19 protein-coding genes and 2 pseudogenes are annotated in these 18890 nt (G+C 69.8%); 16 read left to right on the forward strand and 5 right to left on the reverse strand.

The window, feature by feature from the left end:
• The first annotated feature begins 79 nt into the window (after positions 1 to 79).
• The 12 genes from glyA (at position 80) to ACFYOH_RS04085 (ending at position 11474) form a co-directional block, all read left to right on the forward strand.
• A complete protein-coding gene (gene glyA / locus ACFYOH_RS04030) occupies positions 80 to 1318 on the forward strand; it encodes a serine hydroxymethyltransferase (RefSeq protein ID WP_388620877.1) in 1239 nt (412 codons plus the stop codon).
• 151 nt (positions 1319 to 1469) lie between these two features.
• Positions 1470 to 2789, forward strand: coding sequence for an MraY family glycosyltransferase (locus tag ACFYOH_RS04035; RefSeq protein WP_388620879.1), 1320 nt, complete (start codon positions 1470 to 1472; stop codon positions 2787 to 2789).
• Between the two features lie 303 nt (positions 2790 to 3092).
• Positions 3093 to 3530, forward strand: coding sequence for a hypothetical protein (locus tag ACFYOH_RS04040; RefSeq protein ID WP_388620881.1), 438 nt, complete (start codon positions 3093 to 3095; stop codon positions 3528 to 3530).
• Between the two features lie 273 nt (positions 3531 to 3803).
• Positions 3804 to 4574, forward strand: coding sequence for a F0F1 ATP synthase subunit A (gene atpB, locus ACFYOH_RS04045; RefSeq protein ID WP_388620883.1), 771 nt, complete (start codon positions 3804 to 3806; stop codon positions 4572 to 4574).
• 68 nt (positions 4575 to 4642) lie between these two features.
• The gene (locus ACFYOH_RS04050; RefSeq protein ID WP_003992984.1) at positions 4643 to 4882 is read left to right on the forward strand and encodes an ATP synthase subunit C; all 240 of its coding nucleotides are present in this window, start codon (positions 4643 to 4645) and stop codon (positions 4880 to 4882) included.
• A 40-nt stretch (positions 4883 to 4922) separates the two neighbouring features.
• The gene (locus ACFYOH_RS04055; RefSeq protein WP_388620885.1) at positions 4923 to 5474 is read left to right on the forward strand and encodes a F0F1 ATP synthase subunit B; all 552 of its coding nucleotides are present in this window, start codon (positions 4923 to 4925) and stop codon (positions 5472 to 5474) included.
• A complete protein-coding gene (locus ACFYOH_RS04060; RefSeq protein ID WP_388620886.1) occupies positions 5471 to 6286 on the forward strand; it encodes a F0F1 ATP synthase subunit delta in 816 nt (271 codons plus the stop codon). Before ACFYOH_RS04055 ends, ACFYOH_RS04060 begins: the two co-directional genes overlap by 4 nt.
• Before the next feature lie 132 nt (positions 6287 to 6418).
• Positions 6419 to 8011, forward strand: coding sequence for a F0F1 ATP synthase subunit alpha (atpA, locus tag ACFYOH_RS04065; protein WP_388620888.1), 1593 nt, complete (start codon positions 6419 to 6421; stop codon positions 8009 to 8011).
• 21 nt (positions 8012 to 8032) lie between these two features.
• Complete coding sequence (locus ACFYOH_RS04070; RefSeq protein ID WP_388620890.1) at positions 8033 to 8950, forward strand: F0F1 ATP synthase subunit gamma; 918 nt, start codon at positions 8033 to 8035, stop codon at positions 8948 to 8950.
• The gene (gene atpD, locus ACFYOH_RS04075; protein ID WP_388620892.1) at positions 8950 to 10386 is read left to right on the forward strand and encodes a F0F1 ATP synthase subunit beta; all 1437 of its coding nucleotides are present in this window, start codon (positions 8950 to 8952) and stop codon (positions 10384 to 10386) included. Before ACFYOH_RS04070 ends, atpD begins: the two co-directional genes overlap by 1 nt.
• 112 nt (positions 10387 to 10498) lie before the next feature.
• Complete coding sequence (locus ACFYOH_RS04080; protein WP_031171909.1) at positions 10499 to 10873, forward strand: F0F1 ATP synthase subunit epsilon; 375 nt, start codon at positions 10499 to 10501, stop codon at positions 10871 to 10873.
• Between the two features lie 154 nt (positions 10874 to 11027).
• Positions 11028 to 11474, forward strand: a complete 447-nt coding sequence (locus ACFYOH_RS04085; protein ID WP_351215662.1) for a DUF2550 domain-containing protein — start codon at positions 11028 to 11030, stop codon at positions 11472 to 11474.
• 74 nt (positions 11475 to 11548) lie between these two features.
• On the opposite strand, the gene ACFYOH_RS04090 is transcribed toward ACFYOH_RS04085, so the two are convergent.
• From ACFYOH_RS04090 to ACFYOH_RS04100, 3 genes and pseudogenes are all read right to left on the reverse strand, one after another.
• The gene (locus tag ACFYOH_RS04090; protein ID WP_388620894.1) at positions 11549 to 13369 is read right to left on the reverse strand and encodes a glycosyl hydrolase family 18 protein; all 1821 of its coding nucleotides are present in this window, start codon (positions 13367 to 13369) and stop codon (positions 11549 to 11551) included.
• 137 nt (positions 13370 to 13506) lie between these two features.
• Positions 13507 to 13890 (reverse strand): annotated as a pseudogene (locus ACFYOH_RS04095) (LuxR C-terminal-related transcriptional regulator); the annotation flags it as partial.
• Positions 13890 to 14467, reverse strand: a pseudogene (locus ACFYOH_RS04100) (two-component sensor histidine kinase); the annotation flags it as partial. The pseudogenes ACFYOH_RS04100 and ACFYOH_RS04095, both read right to left, overlap by 1 nt.
• Positions 14468 to 14623: 156 nt before the next feature.
• Here ACFYOH_RS04100 and ACFYOH_RS04105 point away from each other — a divergent pair.
• The 4 genes from ACFYOH_RS04105 to ACFYOH_RS04120 all read left to right on the forward strand — a co-directional run bounded on the left by ACFYOH_RS04105 (position 14624) and on the right by ACFYOH_RS04120 (position 17520).
• Positions 14624 to 15328, forward strand: a complete 705-nt coding sequence (locus ACFYOH_RS04105) for a response regulator transcription factor (protein WP_388620896.1) — start codon at positions 14624 to 14626, stop codon at positions 15326 to 15328.
• Complete coding sequence (locus ACFYOH_RS04110; RefSeq protein WP_388620898.1) at positions 15325 to 16809, forward strand: ATP-binding protein; 1485 nt, start codon at positions 15325 to 15327, stop codon at positions 16807 to 16809. Before ACFYOH_RS04105 ends, ACFYOH_RS04110 begins: the two co-directional genes overlap by 4 nt.
• A gap of 85 nt (positions 16810 to 16894) precedes the next feature.
• Positions 16895 to 17302 (forward strand): hypothetical protein, encoded by a 408-nt coding sequence (locus tag ACFYOH_RS04115; protein ID WP_388620900.1) that lies wholly within the window; start codon positions 16895 to 16897, stop codon positions 17300 to 17302.
• Positions 17302 to 17520, forward strand: a complete 219-nt coding sequence (locus tag ACFYOH_RS04120; protein WP_388620902.1) for a hypothetical protein — start codon at positions 17302 to 17304, stop codon at positions 17518 to 17520. Before ACFYOH_RS04115 ends, ACFYOH_RS04120 begins: the two co-directional genes overlap by 1 nt.
• Positions 17521 to 17550: 30 nt before the next feature.
• Here ACFYOH_RS04120 and ACFYOH_RS04125 read toward each other — a convergent pair whose 3' ends face one another.
• Complete coding sequence (locus tag ACFYOH_RS04125) at positions 17551 to 18123, reverse strand: cob(I)yrinic acid a,c-diamide adenosyltransferase (RefSeq protein WP_388620904.1); 573 nt, start codon at positions 18121 to 18123, stop codon at positions 17551 to 17553.
• A 13-nt stretch (positions 18124 to 18136) separates the two neighbouring features.
• Positions 18137 to 18886, reverse strand: a complete 750-nt coding sequence (locus tag ACFYOH_RS04130) for an ABC transporter permease (protein WP_388620906.1) — start codon at positions 18884 to 18886, stop codon at positions 18137 to 18139.
• Positions 18887 to 18890: the final 4 nt, after the last annotated feature.

The raw sequence follows: 18890 nt of genomic DNA on the forward strand, positions 1-18890 counted from the left end.
AGAGCTGCAATACCGGGCATACCGCACATCCCCGGCCTACATTGGGAACACGTCACCGTCGACCGCCCGGGAGCCCGCCATGTCGGTCACCCATACCCTCGAGACCGACGTCCTGCGGCGGCAGGACCCGGCGATGGCCGAGATCCTGCTCGCGGAACTGGACCGGCAGTCCACCACCCTGCAGCTGATCGCCGCCGAGAACTTCTGCTCGCCGGCCGTGCTCGCCGCCCTCGGCTCCGCCCTCGCCAACAAGTACGCCGAAGGCTATCCCGGCGCCCGGCACCACGGCGGCTGCGAGATGGTGGACCTCGCCGAACGCGCCGCCATCGACCGGGCCAAGGAACTGTTCGGCGCCGAGCACGCCAACGTCCAGTCCCACTCCGGCTCCTCGGCCGTCCTGGCCGCCTACGCCGCTCTGCTGCGCCCCGGCGACACCGTCCTCGCCCTCGGACTGCACTACGGCGGCCATCTCACCCACGGCTCGCCCGCGAACTTCTCCGGCCGCTGGTTCGACTTCGTCGGGTACGGGGTGGACGCGGAGACCGGGCTCATCGACCACGACCAGGTGCGCCACCTGGCCCTGGGCCACCGTCCGAAGGCGATCGTGTGCGGCTCGATCGCCTACCCCCGGCACATCGACTACGCCTTCTTCCGCGAGGTCGCCGACGAGATCGGGGCCTATCTGATCGCCGACGCCGCGCACCCCATCGGGCTGGTCGCCGGCGGCGCGGCGCCGAACCCGGTGCCGTACGCCGACATCGTGTGCGCGACCACCCACAAGGTGCTGCGCGGTCCGCGCGGCGGGATGATCCTGTGCGGGAGCGAACTGGCCGAACGCGTCGACCGGGCGGTGTTCCCGTTCACCCAGGGCGGCGCGCAGATGCACACGATCGCCGCGAAGGCCGTCGCGTTCGGCGAGGCGGCGACACCGGCCTTCGCCGTGTACGCCCACCAGGTGGTCGCCAACGCACGGGTGCTCGCCGGTCACCTGGCCGCCGAGGGCCTCACCGTCACCACCGGCGGCACGGACACCCATCTGATCACCGCAGACCCGGCCCCGCTCGGGGTGGACGGCCGCAGCGCGCGCGGCCGGCTCGCCGCCGCCGGGATCGTCCTGGACTGCTGCGCGCTGCCGCACGGCGACGGCCGCGGCCTGCGCCTGGGCACGGCCGCGGTGACCACGCAGGGCATGGGAGAGCCGGAGATGGTGCGGATCGCCGCGCTGATGGCGGCCGTACTGCGCGGTGCGACCGAGCCGGCGGCGGCACGGGACGAGGTGCGCTCTCTCACAGGTGCTTTTCCGCCGTATCCGGCCTGAACGGGGGTAGGCGATGACCCGTACACCCCGATGTGCGCCGTGGTTCACAGCCGGGCGTGCAACCATCGTGGCTACCCGGAAGTCCCCATCCATATACGTCCATCGCTAGGGTGTGGGGCTGTGATGGCCAGCGAGACCCGTGGGGAAGCCTGTGCGTGAATACCTGCTGACGCTCTGCATCACGGCCGCGGTGACGTATCTGCTGACAGGGCCGGTACGGAAGTTCGCGATCGTGGCCGGGGCGATGCCGGAGATCCGGGCGCGTGACGTGCACCGGGAACCCACTCCGCGCCTCGGCGGTATCGCCATGTTCTTCGGACTGTGCGCGGGCCTGCTGGTCGCGGACCACCTGACCAACCTCAACGAGGTCTTCGCGAAGTCGAACGAGCCGCGGGCCCTGCTCTCCGGCGCGGCCCTGATCTGGCTGATCGGCGTCCTGGACGACAAGTTCGAGATCGACGCGCTGATCAAGCTGGGCGGCCAGATGATCGCCGCGGGCGTGATGGTCGTCCAGGGTCTGACGATCCTGTGGCTGCCCATCCCCGGCGTCGGCAACGTGGCGCTGACCCAGTGGCAGGGCACGCTGCTGACCGTGGCGCTCGTCGTCATCACGATCAACGCCGTGAACTTCGTGGACGGCCTGGACGGCCTCGCGGCCGGCATGGTCTGCATCGCGGCGGCCGCGTTCTTCCTGTACTCGTACCGGATCTGGTACTCGTACGGCATCGAGGCCGCCGCCCCGGCGACCCTGTTCGCGGCGATCCTGATGGGCATGTGCCTGGGCTTCCTGCCGCACAACATGCACCCCGCGCGGATCTTCATGGGCGACTCCGGCTCCATGCTGATCGGCCTGGTGCTGGCGGCGGGCGCGATCTCGATCACCGGTCAGCTGGACCCGGACGCGCTGGGCCTGTACGTGGGTTCCGAGCGGGCCGCGGTGCACGCGACGGTGCCGGTCTACATTCCGCTGCTGCTGCCGCTGACGATCATCGCGGTGCCGGCCGCCGACCTGGTGCTGGCCATCGTGCGCCGTACCTGGCGCGGTCAGTCGCCGTTCGCCGCGGACCGCGGGCACCTGCACCACCGGCTGCTGGAGATCGGCCACTCGCACAGCAGGGCGGTGCTGATCATGTACTTCTGGTCGGCGCTGATCGGCTTCGGCGCGCTGGCCTACTCGGTCAACTCGGCCTCGATGTGGATCGTGCTCGGCGTGGTGTTCCTCAGCGCGGTCGGTCTGGTCCTGCTGCTGCTCCCGCGCTTCACGCCGCGGGTGCCGGTGTGGGCACAGCGCTTCGTGCCGCCGCGCTACCGGCTGCTCCGCCGTGCGGCCGCGGCCGCCGCGGCAGGCGAGGCCGAGGAGCCGCGGGAGGTGCACGAGGCCCCGGAACGGGCCCCCGTCCCCGCCGGGGTCGCGGGCGTCAACGGAGCGACCGCGATCGGCGCTCGTTCGCGTTTCCTTGATCGGCGCTGACCGGAGCCAAGGTAAGAATCTGACTAGAGCATTGCCCATTCATGGGGGAGCAAAGCCTCCCATTACCAGACAACTGGGCCCGGATTTTGCACAGACGCGCACCCTCGTTCTCATGTGTGACAGCAAGCACACCTAGCAGGTAAAGACCTCATCAAATAGTTTGTGATACGGTTCACGAGAACCCCGGAGAGAACCGAAGGACCGTAGTGCGACGGTCCATTGGTGCGAGGTCTCGATCACTCAGCCCGGGACTACGCTCGTCCATGACGACACCCTGCCCCCTGTGAAAGCGGAGTTGCCGCCATGCCGTCCAATGACGCCCGGAACCTTCTGCAGATCGCTGCGCCCGCAGCAGCTGCAGGCGCGATCGCCGTCGCCGTGAGCGCCGCGGTCGCGGGGGGCAAGGGTGCGCTCGGCGCGGCCGTCGGCACGGTGCTGGCCGTCCTGTTCATGGGAATCGGCCTCTACGTGCTGCAGTGGACGGCAAAGACGCTCCCACAGCTCTTCCAGGCGATGGGCCTCATGCTCTACATGGCCCAGCTGCTGCTCCTCTTCATCTTCGTCGCCGTCTTCAAAGGCACCTCCCTCTTCAACGGCAAGGCGTTCGCCGTGGGGATCGTGGTCACGACCGTCGCGTGGATGGCCGCGCAGGCCCGCGCGCACCTGAAGGCCAAGATCTTCTACATCGACCCCGACTCCGCGAAGAGCGACAAGTCCGAGAAGACAGGGCCGTCGTCGTGAGGGGTAGGGGCGGGATAAAGGCCTGTGAGATCTCCTGCTATCGTCCGGTGCCAACTGCGGCATCGCGGGCGCGGGCATCTGAGCTGACGCCTGCTCGATCGCGAGGCTCGATGCCCCCCAGCCGCCCCCACATCCGTAACACCAGTCCGGTGCCGATCCGCGGCCGCGCGCCGCGCCGACACAACGAGGTTGCCGTACCCATGCGTCACGCCGAAGGAGCCCGCGGTGAGTGCTGACCAGACCCAGCTCGCCTTTGACTGGAGTTGTCGGATCATGTCCGACAACGGGTGTGGCTTCCCGGCTCCGGGCCTGCACTCGTTCCTGTTCAAGCCGATCGCCACGGTCGGGGGCTTCGACTTCAACAAGGTGATGCTGCTCGCGCTCATCACCACCGCGCTCGTCGTCGGCTTCTTCTGGTCCGCCTTCGGCAACGCCAAGGTCGTCCCGGGCAAGCTGCAGATGATCGGCGAGGCCGGCTACGACTTCGTGCGCCGCGGCATCGTGTACGAGACCCTCGGCAAGCGCGAGGGCGAGAAGTGGGTGCCGTTCATGGTCTCCCTCTTCTTCTTCGTCTGGATCATGAACGTCTGGTCCGTGGTCCCGCTGGCGCAGTTCCCGGTCGCCTCGATCATCGCCTACCCGATGGTGCTGGCCGTGATCGTCTGGATCCTCTGGGTCGGGCTGACCTTCAAGCGGCACGGTTTCGTCGGCTTCTTCAAGAACGTGACCGGCTACGACAAGTCGCTCGGCGCGGTGCTCCCGCTGGTCATGCTCATCGAGTTCTTCTCGAACCTGCTGGTCCGCCCGTTCACGCACGCGGTGCGACTCTTCGCCAACATGTTCGCCGGTCACCTGATGCTGGTGATGTTCACCGTCGCCTCCTGGTACCTGCTGAACAGCTGGATGATCCCGGCCGCCGGTGTCTCCTTCGTGATGACGATGGCCATGATCTGCTTCGAGCTTTTCGTCCAGGCCGTCCAGGCGTACGTCTTCGTACTGCTGGCCTGCTCCTACGTTCAGGGCGCTCTCGCCGAGCACCACTGAGCCGCCCCCACCTCCAGGTCGTCCGGTGGCCAACCCCCACCGGTCCGTAAAGAAAAGGAAGATTCAGCATGGCTGCCACTGAGACCCTCGCCGCTGTCTCCGGTTCCATCGGTTCCGTCGGTTACGGCCTCTCGGCCATCGGCCCCGGCATCGGCGTCGGCATCATCTTCGGCAACGGCACCCAGGCGCTCGCCCGTCAGCCCGAGGCCGCGGGTCTGATCCGCGCCAACCAGATCCTCGGCTTCGCCTTCTGTGAGGCGCTCGCCCTGATCGGCATCGTCATGCCGTTCGTGTTCGGTGTGAAGTAAAGACTTCCCTCACCGACACGTATCGACGAAAGGCACTGATGTGATCGCCAACCTGGTACAGCTGGCGGCTCCGGAGAAGGGCGGGAACCCGCTCATTCCCGAGGGCCCCGAGCTGCTCGTCGGCACCATCGCCTTCGCCATCGTGTTCTTCTTCTTCTGGAAGAAGCTGCTTCCGAACATCAACAAGGTTCTGGAGGAGCGTCGCGCGGCGATCGAAGGCGGCATCGAAGAGGCCGACGCCATGAAGGTGGAGGCCCAGAGCGTCCTTGAGCAGTACAAGGCCCAGCTCGCCGAGGCCCGGCACGAGGCCGCGCGCCTGCGCCAGGAGGCGCAGGAGCAGGGTGCCGCCCTCATCGCCGAGATGCGGGCCGAGGGCCAGCGGCAGCGCGAGGAGATCGTCACCGCCGGTCACGCCCAGATCGAGGCCGACCGCAAGGCCGCCGCGCAGACGCTGCGTCAGGACATCGGCAGGCTCGCCACCGAACTGGCCGGCAAGCTCGTCGGCGAGTCCCTGGAGGACCACGCCCGGCAGAGCCGTGTGATCGACCGCTTCCTCGACGAGCTCGAGGAGAAGGCCGAGGCCACGCGATGAACGGAGCGAGCCGCGAGGCCCTGGCAGCCGCACGTGAGCGTCTCGACGCGCTGACGGACTCCACGTCCGTCGACGCCGCTTCGCTCGCCGACGAGCTGGCGGCCGTCACCGCGCTGCTCGACCGCGAGGCCGGCCTGCGCCGGGTCCTCACCGACCCGGCGCAGCCCGCAGAGGCCAAGGCGGAGCTGGTCCAGCGTCTGATCGGTGGCCAGGTCAGCGGGTCCGCCGCCGACCTGGTGGCCGGAATGGCGCGCTCCCGCTGGTCGCAGCCCCGCGACCTGGTGGACGCGCTGGAGGAGCTGGCGAGCATCGCCGACCTCACGGCCGCGGAGAGGACGGGCACCCTCGACGACGTCGAGGACGAGCTGTTCCGGTTCGGCCGGATCGTCTCCTCCAGCACCGAGCTGCGCGCCGCGCTGACCGACCGTGCCGCCGGCACGGCGGCCAAGACGGAGCTGCTGCACCGGCTGCTCGGCGGACGGGCCAAGCCGGTCACCGAGCGTCTGGTGGTGCGCCTTGTGACCGCGCCGCGTGGACGTAGCCTGGAAGCGGGACTGGAGTCCATGTCCAAGCTGGCCGCCGAGCGCCGGGACCGCATGGTCGCCGTCGTCACCTCGGCGGTGCCGCTGAGCGACGGCCAGAAGCAGCGCCTCGGCGCCGCCCTCGCCAAGCTCTACGGCCGTCGGATGCACCTCAACCTGGACGTGGACCCCGAGGTCGTCGGCGGTATCCGGGTACAGGTCGGTGACGAGGTCATCAACGGCTCCCTCGCGGACCGGCTGGATGACGCCGCCCGCCGCATGGCGAGCTAGCAGCAACTCGATATTTCGAGAAGAGCAGTACGTACTTACGGCCCTGGTTGGGCCGTGCAGAGGATTCCTGGGGGTCGCCCCCAGACCCCCCAAGTGAAACTTCGGGCCCAACAAGGAGAGCAGGGAACCCAGATGGCGGAGCTCACGATCCGGCCGGAGGAGATCCGGGACGCGCTGGAGAACTTTGTCCAGTCGTACAAGCCGGACGCGGCCTCGCGCGAGGAGGTCGGTACGGTCACCCTTGCCGGCGACGGCATCGCGAAGATCGAGGGTCTTCCCTCGGCCATGGCCAACGAACTGCTGAAGTTCGAGGACGGCACCCTCGGCCTCGCCCTCAACCTCGAGGAGCGCGAGATCGGTGCCATCGTCCTCGGTGAGTTCAGCGGCATCGAGGAGGGTCAGCCGGTCACGCGTACCGGTGAGGTCCTCTCCGTCGCGGTCGGCGAGGGCTACCTCGGCCGTGTCGTCGACCCGCTCGGCAACCCGATCGACGGCCTCGGCGAGATCGAGACCGACAGCCGCCGTGCCCTTGAGCTGCAGGCCCCCACGGTCATGCAGCGCAAGTCGGTGCACGAGCCGATGGAGACGGGCTACAAGGCCGTCGACGCGATGACCCCGATCGGCCGCGGTCAGCGTCAGCTGATCATCGGTGACCGCCAGACCGGCAAGACCGCCCTGGCCGTCGACACGATCATCAACCAGCGCGACAACTGGCGCACCGGCGACCCCAAGAAGCAGGTCCGCTGCATCTACGTCGCCATCGGCCAGAAGGGCTCCACCATCGCCGGCGTGCGCCGCGCGCTAGAGGAGAACGGCGCCCTGGAGTACACGACCATCGTCGCCGCCCCGGCGTCCGACCCGGCCGGCTTCAAGTACCTGGCGCCGTACACCGGTTCGGCCATCGGCCAGCACTGGATGTACCAGGGCAAGCACGTCCTGATCATCTTCGACGACCTCTCGAAGCAGGCCGACGCCTACCGCGCCGTGTCCCTGCTGCTGCGCCGCCCGCCGGGCCGTGAGGCCTACCCGGGTGACGTCTTCTACCTGCACTCCCGGCTGCTGGAGCGCTGCGCCAAGCTCTCCGACGACATGGGTGCCGGTTCGATGACCGGTCTGCCGATCGTCGAGACCAAGGCCAACGACGTCTCGGCGTTCATCCCGACCAACGTCATCTCCATCACCGACGGCCAGTGCTTCCTGGAGTCGGACCTGTTCAACGCCGGTCAGCGCCCCGCGCTGAACGTCGGTATCTCCGTCTCCCGAGTCGGTGGTTCCGCGCAGCACAAGGCGATGCGCCAGGTCTCCGGCCGGCTCCGTGTCGACCTCGCCCAGTTCCGTGAGCTGGAGGCGTTCGCCGCCTTCGGTTCCGACCTGGACGCGGCCTCGAAGGCCCAGCTGGAGCGCGGTTCGCGCATGGTCGAGCTGCTGAAGCAGGACCAGTACCAGCCGATGGCCACCGAGGACCAGGTCGTCTCCGTCTGGGCCGGCACCAACGGCCGTATGGACGACGTGCCGGTCGCCGACATCCGCCGCTTCGAGAAGGAACTGATCGACTTCCTGCACCGGAAGCACCAGGGCCTGATGACCTCCATCAAGGAGGGCGCCAAGATGTCCGACGACACGATCCAGGCGATCGACGACGCGGTGGCCGAGTTCAAGAAGCAGTTCGAGACCTCGGACGGCAAGCTGCTCGGCGAGGACGTTCCTGCCGCTGCCGCCAAGTGACGTAAGGAAGGGACCTGACTCATGGGAGCCCAGCTCCGGGTCTACAAGCGTCGCATCCGATCCGTCAGCGCGACCAAGAAGATCACGAAGGCGATGGAGATGATCGCCGCCTCGCGCGTCGTCAAGGCGCAGCGCAAGGTGGCGGCCTCCACGCCGTACGCGACCGAGCTGACGCGCGCGGTCACGGCGGTCGGCACCGGCTCGAACACCAAGCACCCGCTCACCACGGAGGCGGAGAACCCGACCCGTGCCGCGGTCCTGCTCCTCACGAGCGACCGCGGTCTGGCCGGCGCCTTCAACTCCAACGCCATCAAGACGGCGGAGCAGCTGACCGAGCGCCTGGAGCGCGAGGGCAAGCAGGTCGACACGTACATCGTCGGCCGGCGCGGTGTCGCCCACTACAACTTCCGTGAGCGCAAGGTCACGGAGTCGTTCACGGGCTTCACGGACGAGCCGACGTACGCGGACGCCAAGAAGGTCGCGGCGCCCCTGATCGAGGCCATCGAGAAGGAGACGGCGGACGGCGGCGTGGACGAACTCCACATCGTCTTCACCGAGTTCGTCTCGATGATGACGCAGACGGCGCTCGACGCCCGGCTGCTGCCGCTGCGCCTCGAGGAGGTCGCGCAGGAGGCCGCCCCCAAGGGCGAGATCCTCCCGCTGTACGACTTCGAGCCGTCGGCGGAGGACGTCCTCGACGCCCTGCTGCCGCGCTACGTGGAGAGCCGGATCTACAACGCGCTGCTCCAGTCGGCCGCCTCGAAGCACGCCGCCACGCGGCGTGCGATGAAGTCGGCCACCGACAACGCGGGCGAGCTGATCAACACGCTCTCCCGTCTTGCCAACGCGGCCCGCCAGGCCGAAATCACCCAGGAAATCAGCGAGATCGTCGGTGGCGCGAGCGCCCTGGCCGACGCGACCGCGGGGAGTGACCGATAATGACCACCACTGTTGAGACCGCGACGGCTACGGGCCGCGTCGCCCGGGTCATCGGCCCGGTCGTCGACGTGGAGTTCCCCGTCGACGCGATGCCGGAGATCTACAACGCCCTGCACGTCGAGGTCGCCGACCCGGCGAACGCGGGCGAGAAGAAGACGCTGACCCTGGAGGTCGCCCAGCACCTGGGTGACGGCCTGGTCCGCACCATCTCCATGCAGCCCACCGACGGTCTGGTCCGCCAGGCCCCGGTGACCGACACGGGCGCGGCCATCTCCGTCCCCGTCGGCGACTTCACCAAGGGCAAGGTGTTCAACACCCTCGGTGAGGTGCTGAACGTCGACGAGTCCTACGACGGCGAGCGCTGGCCGATCCACCGCAAGGCCCCGAACTTCGACGAGCTCGAGTCCAAGACCGAGATGTTCGAGACGGGCGTCAAGGTCATCGACCTGCTCACCCCGTACGTCAAGGGCGGCAAGATCGGCCTGTTCGGCGGCGCCGGCGTCGGCAAGACGGTGCTCATCCAGGAGATGATCTACCGTGTCGCCAACAACCACGAGGGTGTCTCCGTGTTCGCCGGTGTCGGTGAGCGCACCCGTGAGGGCAACGACCTCATCGAGGAGATGACCGACTCGGGCGTCATCGACAAGACCGCGCTGGTCTTCGGCCAGATGGACGAGCCCCCGGGCACCCGTCTGCGCGTCGCGCTGGCCGGCCTGACCATGGCCGAGTACTTCCGTGACGTCCAGAAGCAGGACGTGCTGTTCTTCATCGACAACATCTTCCGCTTCACGCAGGCCGGTTCCGAGGTCTCCACGCTGCTCGGCCGTATGCCGTCCGCGGTGGGTTACCAGCCGAACCTGGCCGACGAGATGGGCATCCTGCAGGAGCGCATCACCTCGACCCGCGGTCACTCGATCACCTCGATGCAGGCGATCTACGTCCCCGCCGACGACCTGACCGACCCGGCCCCGGCGACCACCTTCGCCCACCTCGACGCGACGACGGTGCTCTCCCGTCCGATCTCCGAGAAGGGCATCTACCCGGCCGTGGACCCGCTGGACTCGACGTCCCGGATCCTGGACCCGCGCTACATCGCGCAGGACCACTACAGCGCGGCCATGCGCGTGAAGAACATCCTGCAGAAGTACAAGGACCTGCAGGACATCATCGCGATCCTCGGTATCGACGAGCTCGGCGAGGAGGACAAGCTCGTCGTCCACCGTGCCCGTCGCGTGGAGCGCTTCCTGTCCCAGAACACCCACGTCGCCAAGCAGTTCACCGGCGTGGACGGTTCGGACGTGCCGCTGGACGAGACGATCGCCGCGTTCAACGCGATCTGCGACGGCGAGTACGACCACTTCCCGGAGCAGGCGTTCTTCATGTGCGGTGGTCTTGAGGACCTCAAGGCCAACGCCAAGGAGCTGGGCGTCTCCTGAACTCCCTGAGTTCGTCCGAGGGGGCGGGCGCGTCCCGCCCCCTCATCCACGCCCACTAGAATTGACCCCAACACCCGGCGCCCCTGCCGGGTGGTGACCCGAGGAGCCACCCTTGGCTGCTGAGCTGCACGTCGAGCTGGTCGCCGCCGACCGCCAGGTCTGGTCCGGCGAGGCCACCCTGGTCGTCGCGCGCACCACGTCCGGCGACATCGGCGTCATGCCCGGTCACCAGCCGCTGCTCGGTGTGCTGGAGTCGGGCCCGGTGACCATCCGTACGAGTGACGGTGGAACGGTCGTCGCCGCGGTGCACGGCGGTTTCATCTCGTTCGCGGACAACAAGCTGTCCCTGCTGGCCGAGATCGCCGAGCTGTCGGACGAGATCGATGTCCAGCGCACGGAGCGGGAGCTGGAGCGCGCGAAGGCGGAGGGCGACGCCGCCGCCGAGCGCCGCGCAGACGTTCGCCTGCGTGCGGCGGCGGCGCGCTGAACCAGCCGCGCGGTACGTTGACGTCACTCAGCCGCGGCCGGCCCGGAGCAATCCGGTGCCGGTCGCGGCTGAGGCAGATGTGGGTGTTTTTCCGGTTTCATTACTCAGTGACAGAAGCAGTTCCCCTACCTAGGAGACGAGGAGGTCGGTGCCGATGGTCCTCGCTCTGACTGTGTGCGGGATCGTGGTCGCGCTCGTGGTGGTGGGACTGTTCCTGTTCGGGCTGCGCCGCAGGCTCATCCAGCGCTCCGGCGGCACCTTCGACTGTTCCCTGCGCTGGGACGTGGCCGAGAAACCGGACGCGGGCGGCAAGGGCTGGTCCTACGGCGTCGCCCGCTACAACGGCGACCGCATCGAGTGGTACCGCGTCTTCTCCTACGCCTTCCGCCCGCGCCGCACCCTGGAGCGCGCCGCCATCGAGGTGGCCGGCCGCCGGCTGCCCGAGGGCGAGGAGGAACTGGCGCTGCTCTCCGACGCGGTGGTCCTCGCCTGTACCCATCGGGGCACGCGCCTCGAACTCGCCATGAGCGAAGACGCGCTGACCGGATTCCTAGCATGGCTGGAGGCAGCCCCGCCCGGTCAGCGAGTGAATGTGGCGTAGCCACATTCACTCGCTGGGTGGGGGTCCCCCCGGACGAAGTCTGGGGGAGCGCCAACGTCGCTTAGTGGGTCTTTCTACAGGTTGCTGCTGATGGCGTTCACCAGCTCACCGTCGCTGGTGTCGCCGCTGAACTCCCAGAAGAACGCGCCGCCGAGTCCCTGAGACTTGGCCCAGCTCATCTTCCCGGCGATGGTCGACGGGGTGTCGTACGACCACCAGTTGCTGCCGCAGTGCGCGTACGCCGTGCCCGCGACGGTGCCGGTGACCGGGCAGGACGTCTTGAGTACCTTGTAGTCCTCGATGCCCTGCTCGTACGTGCCCGCAGCCGGACCCGTGGCCGTCCCGCCCGGAGCGTCCTGGGTGACACCGGTCCAGCCGCGGCCGTAGAACCCGATGCCGATGAGCAGCTTGCTCGCGGGGACGCCGATGGACTTGTACTTGGCGATCGCGTCGGCGGTGGTGAAGCCCGCCTTCGGGATGCCGCTGTACGAAGTGAGCGGGGAGTGCGGGGCGGTCGGGCCCTGCGCGTCCCAGGCGCCGAAGAAGTCGTACGACATCACGTTGTACCAGTTGACATAGCTCGCGGCGCCCGCGTAGTCGGCGGCCTCGATCTTGCCGCCGGAGGAGCCGTCGGCGGTGACCGCGGCGGTGACCAGCTTGCTCGAACCGAACTTGGCGCGCAGCGCGGCCATCACGTTCTTGAAGGCCGCCGCCCCGCTGGTGTCACAGGACAGGCCGCAGGCGTTCGGGTACTCCCAGTCGATGTCGATGCCGTCGAAGACATCGGCCCAGCGCGGGTCCTCGACCAGGTTGTAGCAGGAGTCGGCGAACGCGGTCGGGTTGGCCGCGGCCTGGGCGAAGCCGCCGGACCAGGTCCAGCCGCCGAAGGACCACAGCACCTTGATGTTCGGGTACTTGGCCTTCAGCTCGCGCAGCTGGTTGAAGTTGCCGCGCAGCGGCTGGTCCCAGGTGTCGGCGACGCCGCTGACCGACTGGTCGGCGGTGAACGCCTTGTCGTAGTCGGCGTAGGAGTCGCCGATCGCGCACTGGCCGTTGGTCACGTTGCCGAAGGCGTAGTTGATGTGCGTGATCTTCGCGGCCGAGCCGGACGTCACCAGGTTCTTGACGTTGTAGTTGCGGCCGTAGATGCCCCACTCGGTGAAGTAGCCGAGTTTGACCTTGTCGCCGGTGGTCGGGGGAGTGGTGGTGCCGCCGGTGGTGTGCACCTTGACCGCGCCGCTGACCGGGCCGGTCTGGTCGGCGGTGTCGCGGGCCTGCACGGTGTAGGAGTAGTCGGTGCCGGCGCTCAGCCCGCTGTCCGTGTACGACGTGGTGGTGACGGTGCCGACGACCTTGCCGTCGCGCAGCACGTCGTAGTTCTTTATGCCCTTGTCATCGGTGGCCGCGCCCCAGCTGAGCTGCACCGAGGTGTCGGTGATGTTCGAGGCGGTGGGCGTGCCGGGAGCGCTCGGGGCGGCGTCGCCGGGGACGGTCGTACCGTCACAACTGTCGCCGTTCAGCTTGCAGTTCGTCGGCGAACCGGGTCCCGCGCCGTTGAAGCCGAAGGAGACCGAGGCGCCGGGGGCGATGGTCCCGTCGTAGGACTTGTTCTTGGCGGTCCAGTGGGTGCCGGAGCTGGTGACGTCCGCGTCCCAGGCGGAGGTGACGGACGTACCGGAGGGGAAGTCCCACTCGACGGTCCAGGAACTGATGCTGGCGGTACCGGTGTTCTTGATGGTCCACTGACCGCCGAAGCCGGTTCCCCAGTCGCTGGTCTTGGTGAAGCTCGCCGTGGCGTTGGTCGCGGCCTGGGCGGGGCTCGCGAGACCGACGAGGCCGGCCAGGGGGAGCAGCAGGGTCGCGAACCCTGCCGCGGCTCTGTGTCTGAAGCGCATGCTGCGCCTCCTCGATATGGAGGAATGTTCGGGAGTGCCAGGGGCATGACTGAGCCATCACGCCCACGGTGCTGCGAGAGTAGAAAGGTCTGGACCAGCGGTCAATAGGTCTGGACCAATTTGCCCCCGCTGTGCCGCTAGATCCCCAACTCCTGGGCCAGCAAGGCGGCTTGGACCCGACTGCGCAGCCCCAGCTTGGCCAGCAGCCGGCTGACGTGCGTCTTCACCGTGCCCTCCGCCATCCGCAGCCGCTCGGCGATCTCGGCGTTCGACAGGCCCTGGCCGACACAGGACAGCACCTCCCGCTCGCGCCCGGTCAGGCCCTCCAGTACGGCCGGACCGTTCGTCGTCTCCCGCACCGGACCGGCCGCCAACTCGGCAATCAGCCGCCGGGTCACGGCCGGCGCGACGATCCCCTCCCCGCGCGCCACCGTGCGCACCGCCTCCAGCAGATCCCGGGCCTCGGTGTTCTTCAGCAGAAACCCGGCCGCCCCCGCCCGCAGCGCCCCGAACACGTACTCCTGGCCCGTTCGGCCGTGACCGCCCGGGCCCGGTCCATCTCGGCCAGCAGCGCGGTCTGTTCGGCGCGCAACCGGGCGGCCTCGGCGGTGTCCCGGTGATTGCGCACCACCCAGCCGGTCGCGGCCGGCGCGAACGCCACCACGCCGATGCCCACACCGATCAGCAGCGCCTGCGGATCGCGCCACAGGGCGGCCCCGGTACGACCCCGCCGAGCACGGTCAGCAGCCCGGTGATCCAGGGGATGCGGCGGGCCGAGGACGGGGTGCCGTACAGGACGGCCGAGTACACGAGGTCGGTGTACAGCACGATCGTGACGACGCTGCCCAGAGTCACCGTGTCCAGGGTCAGCGCGAGCGTGCCGACCGCGAGACCGATGCGCGGCCGGGAGCGGCGCAGCGGCTCGCACGCGGCCGTCACCGCCAGCGGCACCAACGGCGCCCAGGGCGCCGCCCACTGCACAAGTGGGTCCGAGGGCACCCGCGGATGGATCCCGAACAGCCACAGCAGCACCCCGCCGAGCAGCCCGCCCACGGCGATCCGCACGTCGTCGCGGGGGGCGGGGAGCGGAAGGGGCATGCCCCTAGCCAACACGGGGACTGCACCCTTCGCGTGAGCCGGGAGAATGGTCTGGAGTACATCGAAGGTCGCAGGCGTACACCGAGACGGTGTAGCCGCCCCGCCCCCGCCCGCCCGGCGTGGGGTCGTACGCTGACCGGCGACGAGGAGGGGTGCATGACGGACACGGCGGGCTCCGGTGCGGTGCTGGTCGTCGACGACGACGCGGCGATCCGGCGCTCGCTGGAGCGCGGACTCAGGCTGAGCGGCTTCGCGGTGCGGACCGCCGCCGACGGCCCCGAGGCGCTGGCGGCGATCCGGGACACGCCGCCCGATGTACTGGTGCTCGACGTGTCGATGCCCGGCATGAGCGGCATCGAGGTGTGCACCCGGCTGCGCGACGACGGCCGCGACCTGCCCGTGCTGATGCTCTCCGCGCTGGACGAGACCGCCGACCGGATCGCCGGGCTCCAGGCCGGCGGCGACGACTACCTGGTCAAGCCGTTCGCCCTGCAGGAACTGGTGCTGCGGCTGCGCGCCCTGCTGCGCCGCCGCCCGCCCACCGGCCGCGCGGAGCTGCGGGTCGCGGGCCTGGTGATCGACCCGGACGCGCGCACCGCCGAGCGGGACGGCAGGCACCTGGACCTCACCCGGCGCGAGTTCGAGCTGCTGGAGGTGCTCGCCCGCAACGCCGGACTCGTCCTCACCCGCGACCAGCTCCTGGAACGGGTCTGGGGCTACGACTTCGACGTGCGCACCGACGCCGTCGACACCTTCGTCAGCTATCTGCGGCGCAAACTGGAGGCGGACGGCGGCGGCCGGCTGATCCACACCGTGCGAGGCGTCGGCTTCGTGCTCAGAGAACCGCGGGACACACCGTGAGACTCACCACCCGGATCGCCCTCGCCGTCGGCTGCACCGTCCCGCTGCTCGTACTCGCCGCCGGCTGGCTGCTGCTGCACCTCGTCGCCCGGGACCTGCACCGGGCCGAGGACCAGCACCTGCGGCAACGCGCGGTGGCCCTCGCCCCGGACGCCCGGGCGCTGCTGCGGGCCTCGGCGAACGGCCGCCCCAAGGCCACCGACACCCGGGAGCGGCAGCTGTTCACCGCGGCCCTCGACGTCGGCGTACGGCTCGTCGGGACGGACACCAGCTTCGGCGGCGGTCCCCAGCCCGGCCCCGCCGTGACCCTGCCCGACCGGTCCGCCGGTTTCGCCACCGTCCGCGCCGACGGGCGCAGTTGGCGGGCCCTGGCCCGGCCGGTGCGGACCGCCACCGCCTCCGGCACGCTGTGGCTCTTCTCGCCCGACACCGCCGACCGCACCCAGGTCCGGCTCGTCCGCAACCGGGTGCTCCTCACCGCGGTGCTCGCCGCACCCCTGTCCGGTCTGCTCGCCTGGGGCCTGACCACCGGGGCGAGCGCGCCCCTGACCCGCCTCACCCGCCGCACCGCCGGCCTCGATCCGCGCACCAGCGCCACCCGGCTGCCCGCGGAGCGCACCGGGGTGCGCGAGGTCGACGAACTGGCCGCGACCCTCAGAACCGTCCTCGCCCGCTACGACGAACAGGCCGCCCGCACCGGCCAGGCCCTGGACACCGCCCGCTCCTTCTCCTCGGCGGCCGCACACGAACTGCGCACCCCGCTGATGAGCATGGGCACCAACCTCGACATCCTCACCGACCACCCCGACCTGCCGGCGCCGGAGCGCGCCGAGGTCCTCGCCGACCTGCACCGCGAACACGCCCGGCTGCTCGGCCTCCTGGTGATGCTGCGGGACCTGGGGCGCGCGGACCTGGTGGAGGCCGACGCGTTCCGGCCCGTCGACCTGCCCGATCTCGCCGACGCGGCCGTGGCCGAGGCCCGGCGCCGCGCCCCGGACGCCGACATCACCCTCGACACGGCACCCGGAGTCACCGTGCACGGCTGGGAACCCGGCCTGCGCCTGCTGCTGGACAACCTGCTCGGCAACGCCCTCGTCCACGGCCGCGACACACAGGGCCGGGCACGGGTGCGGGTCGGCGTGACCGGCGGCGCGGGCCAGGTCCTCGTCACGGTCGACGACCACGGCCTCGGGGTACCGTCCGACGCCCGCGCGAGGATCTTCGAGCGGTTCCAGCGGGGCCCGGACAGCGCCGGTTCCGGGCTCGGCCTCACCCTCGTCGCCCAGCAGGCGGCCCTGCACCGGGGGAGCGTCACGGTCGTGGACGGGCCGGACGGGTGCGGCGCGCGCTTCGAGGTACGGCTGCCCGCGCAGGGCGGCGGGGCACCCGCGGACGACGGCGCGCTGCCCGGCCGGCGGGACTGGCTGATCGGCACAGCCGGGGCGAACCGGTCACAGAGTTTTCCCAAAGACCGCTCCTAGCCTCCGTCCCGTCGGACGGCGACCGGTCCGTCCGGAAGGGGCCGGACGGACCACCGGGCCGTCCGGGAAGGGAACGGAGAGCAGGATGAACGCACGACGACGTACCCGCACGCTGCTCGCGGGCGGGGCGATGGCGGCCGTACTGGCGGTGGCGGGCACCACCGGGGCCGCGGCGGCCGACAGTACCCCGAAGCCGGGCCCCACCGGCGACGGGGCGCACACCCTGTGCAAGCGGGTGCCCAAGATCGACCGCCGGATCCAGCGGGCCCTGAAGCGGCTGGACGCGGGGGCCGGCACCCGTGGCTCGGTGGCCCGGCTGCAGCAGCGCGTGGACAACGCGAAGAAGGCGGGTCACACCCAGATCGCCACCTTCCTCCAGGACCGGCTGGACTTCCGCAAGTCGCTGGTGACCAGTCTGCAGCAGCGCCAGAAGGACCTGAACGACGTCCGGACCTGGTGCCAGGACAACAACGGCGGGAAGGCGGGGAGTTGATGCGCGCGCCGTGGGCGGCGCTGCCGGCGGTCGCCCTCCTGGTGACGCTCACCGCGGGCTGCGCCCACCACGCCGGGGCGTCCGCCGGCACCCCGGCGGTGTCCGGCACGCCCGCCGCCGCGCCTTCCGGGTACGCCGAGATGCAGAAGAAGGTGGACGCCGCCGAGTCAGCGGCCGCCGCGGCCGACCGGGACGCGACGAGCGACGCGGACAAGTGACGCGTACGGGTCCCGGTGCGTGCGGCGTCCTCAGCGCTCCCCGCCCGGGACCCACAGCACGTCCCCGACGTCCTTGTTGGCGATACGGGCCAGGATGAACAGCAGGTCGGACAGCCGGTTGAGGTAGGTGGCGGTGAGCGGGTTCATCGTGTCGCCGTGCGCCTCCAGGGCCGTCCAGGTCGAGCGCTCGGCGCGGCGCACGACCGTGCAGGCCTGGTGCAGCAGGGCCGCGCCCGGGGTGCCGCCGGGCAGGATGAAGGAGCGGAGCTTCTCCAGCTGCTCGTTGAAGCGGTCGCAGTCCGCCTCCAGCTTGTCGATGTAGAACTGCTCCACCCTGAGCGGCGGGAACTCCGGGTTCTCCACCACCGGCGTCGACAGGTCCGCACCCACGTCGAACAGATCGTTCTGGACGCGCACGAGGACCTTGACGACCTCCGCGTCCAGGCCGCCCAGCGCGATCGCGGTGCCGATCACCGCGTTGGCCTCGTTGGCGTCGGCGTAGGCCGAGATCCGGAGGTCGGTCTTGGCGACCCGGCTCATGTCACCGAGCGCGGTTGTGCCCTTGTCGCCGGTCCTGGTGTAGATACGCGTCAGATTGACCATGCGGCCAGCGTAGTTATGCCCCGGCCGTCCGGAACACTCGTGTGCCCACCGTCACCGCCAGTGCCGCGAAACCGACGGCGACGAGGACGCCGTAGAGCATGTGCGCGCTCGTGTAGTGGCCGACGTACGCGTCACGCACCGCGTCCACCAGGTAGCGGAACGGGACGAAGTGCGACAGCACGTTCAGCCAGGCGGGCGCGAGCGTCATCGGGAGCATCAGGCCGGACAGCAGCATCGACGGCATCGACACCATGTTGATCAGCGGGCCGAACTCCTGCGGGGTGCGGACCTTCATGCCGAGCGCGTACGACAGCGAGGCCAGCGACACCGTGAGCAGGGCGACGAACGCGAAGCCGATCAGGATGCCGCCGAGCGGCGCGCGCAGCCCCATCACCAGCGCGACCAGCACCAGCAGCACCGCCTGGAAGACGAAGACCGTGGCGTCGCGCAGCACCCGGCCGAGGAGGAGGGCGAGCCGGCTGACGGGGGTCACCCGCGTCCGCTCCACCACCCCCTGCCCCTTCTCGACGATGATCGTGAAACCGGCGAACAGGGCTCCGAACAGGCCGAGTTGGAGCAACAGCCCCGGCACGAGCACCTGCCATGAGCTGCCCCCGCCGCCCAGCGGCAGACCGGTGAGCAGCGGGCCGAAGAAGAGCAGATAGAGCAGCGGCGTGAGCACCCCGAAGAGCAGCGCGAAGCGGGAGCGCAGGGACTGGCGGAGGTAACGGCCGTAGATGAGGCGCGTGTCGTGAAGAAGCATCGTC

It is taken from the genome of Streptomyces sp. NPDC007856 (assembly GCF_042868225.1).
GTDB lineage: Bacteria > Actinomycetota > Actinomycetes > Streptomycetales > Streptomycetaceae > Streptomyces.

Coding starts and splice junctions, on each gene's coding strand:
- atpD (WP_388620892.1), top strand. CDS start 8,950: ATGACCACCACTGTTGAGACCGCGACGGCTACGGGCCGCGTCGCCCGG.
- ACFYOH_RS04130 (WP_388620906.1), bottom strand. CDS start 18,886: ATGCTTCTTCACGACACGCGCCTCATCTACGGCCGTTACCTCCGCCAG.
- ACFYOH_RS04060 (WP_388620886.1), top strand. CDS start 5,471: ATGAACGGAGCGAGCCGCGAGGCCCTGGCAGCCGCACGTGAGCGTCTC.
- ACFYOH_RS04050 (WP_003992984.1), top strand. CDS start 4,643: ATGGCTGCCACTGAGACCCTCGCCGCTGTCTCCGGTTCCATCGGTTCC.
- ACFYOH_RS04040 (WP_388620881.1), top strand. CDS start 3,093: ATGCCGTCCAATGACGCCCGGAACCTTCTGCAGATCGCTGCGCCCGCA.
- ACFYOH_RS04125 (WP_388620904.1), bottom strand. CDS start 18,123: ATGGTCAATCTGACGCGTATCTACACCAGGACCGGCGACAAGGGCACA.
- atpA (WP_388620888.1), top strand. CDS start 6,419: ATGGCGGAGCTCACGATCCGGCCGGAGGAGATCCGGGACGCGCTGGAG.
- ACFYOH_RS04105 (WP_388620896.1), top strand. CDS start 14,624: ATGACGGACACGGCGGGCTCCGGTGCGGTGCTGGTCGTCGACGACGAC.
- atpB (WP_388620883.1), top strand. CDS start 3,804: ATGTCCGACAACGGGTGTGGCTTCCCGGCTCCGGGCCTGCACTCGTTC.
- ACFYOH_RS04070 (WP_388620890.1), top strand. CDS start 8,033: ATGGGAGCCCAGCTCCGGGTCTACAAGCGTCGCATCCGATCCGTCAGC.
- ACFYOH_RS04120 (WP_388620902.1), top strand. CDS start 17,302: ATGCGCGCGCCGTGGGCGGCGCTGCCGGCGGTCGCCCTCCTGGTGACG.
- glyA (WP_388620877.1), top strand. CDS start 80: ATGTCGGTCACCCATACCCTCGAGACCGACGTCCTGCGGCGGCAGGAC.
- ACFYOH_RS04090 (WP_388620894.1), bottom strand. CDS start 13,369: ATGCGCTTCAGACACAGAGCCGCGGCAGGGTTCGCGACCCTGCTGCTC.
- ACFYOH_RS04085 (WP_351215662.1), top strand. CDS start 11,028: ATGGTCCTCGCTCTGACTGTGTGCGGGATCGTGGTCGCGCTCGTGGTG.
- ACFYOH_RS04115 (WP_388620900.1), top strand. CDS start 16,895: ATGAACGCACGACGACGTACCCGCACGCTGCTCGCGGGCGGGGCGATG.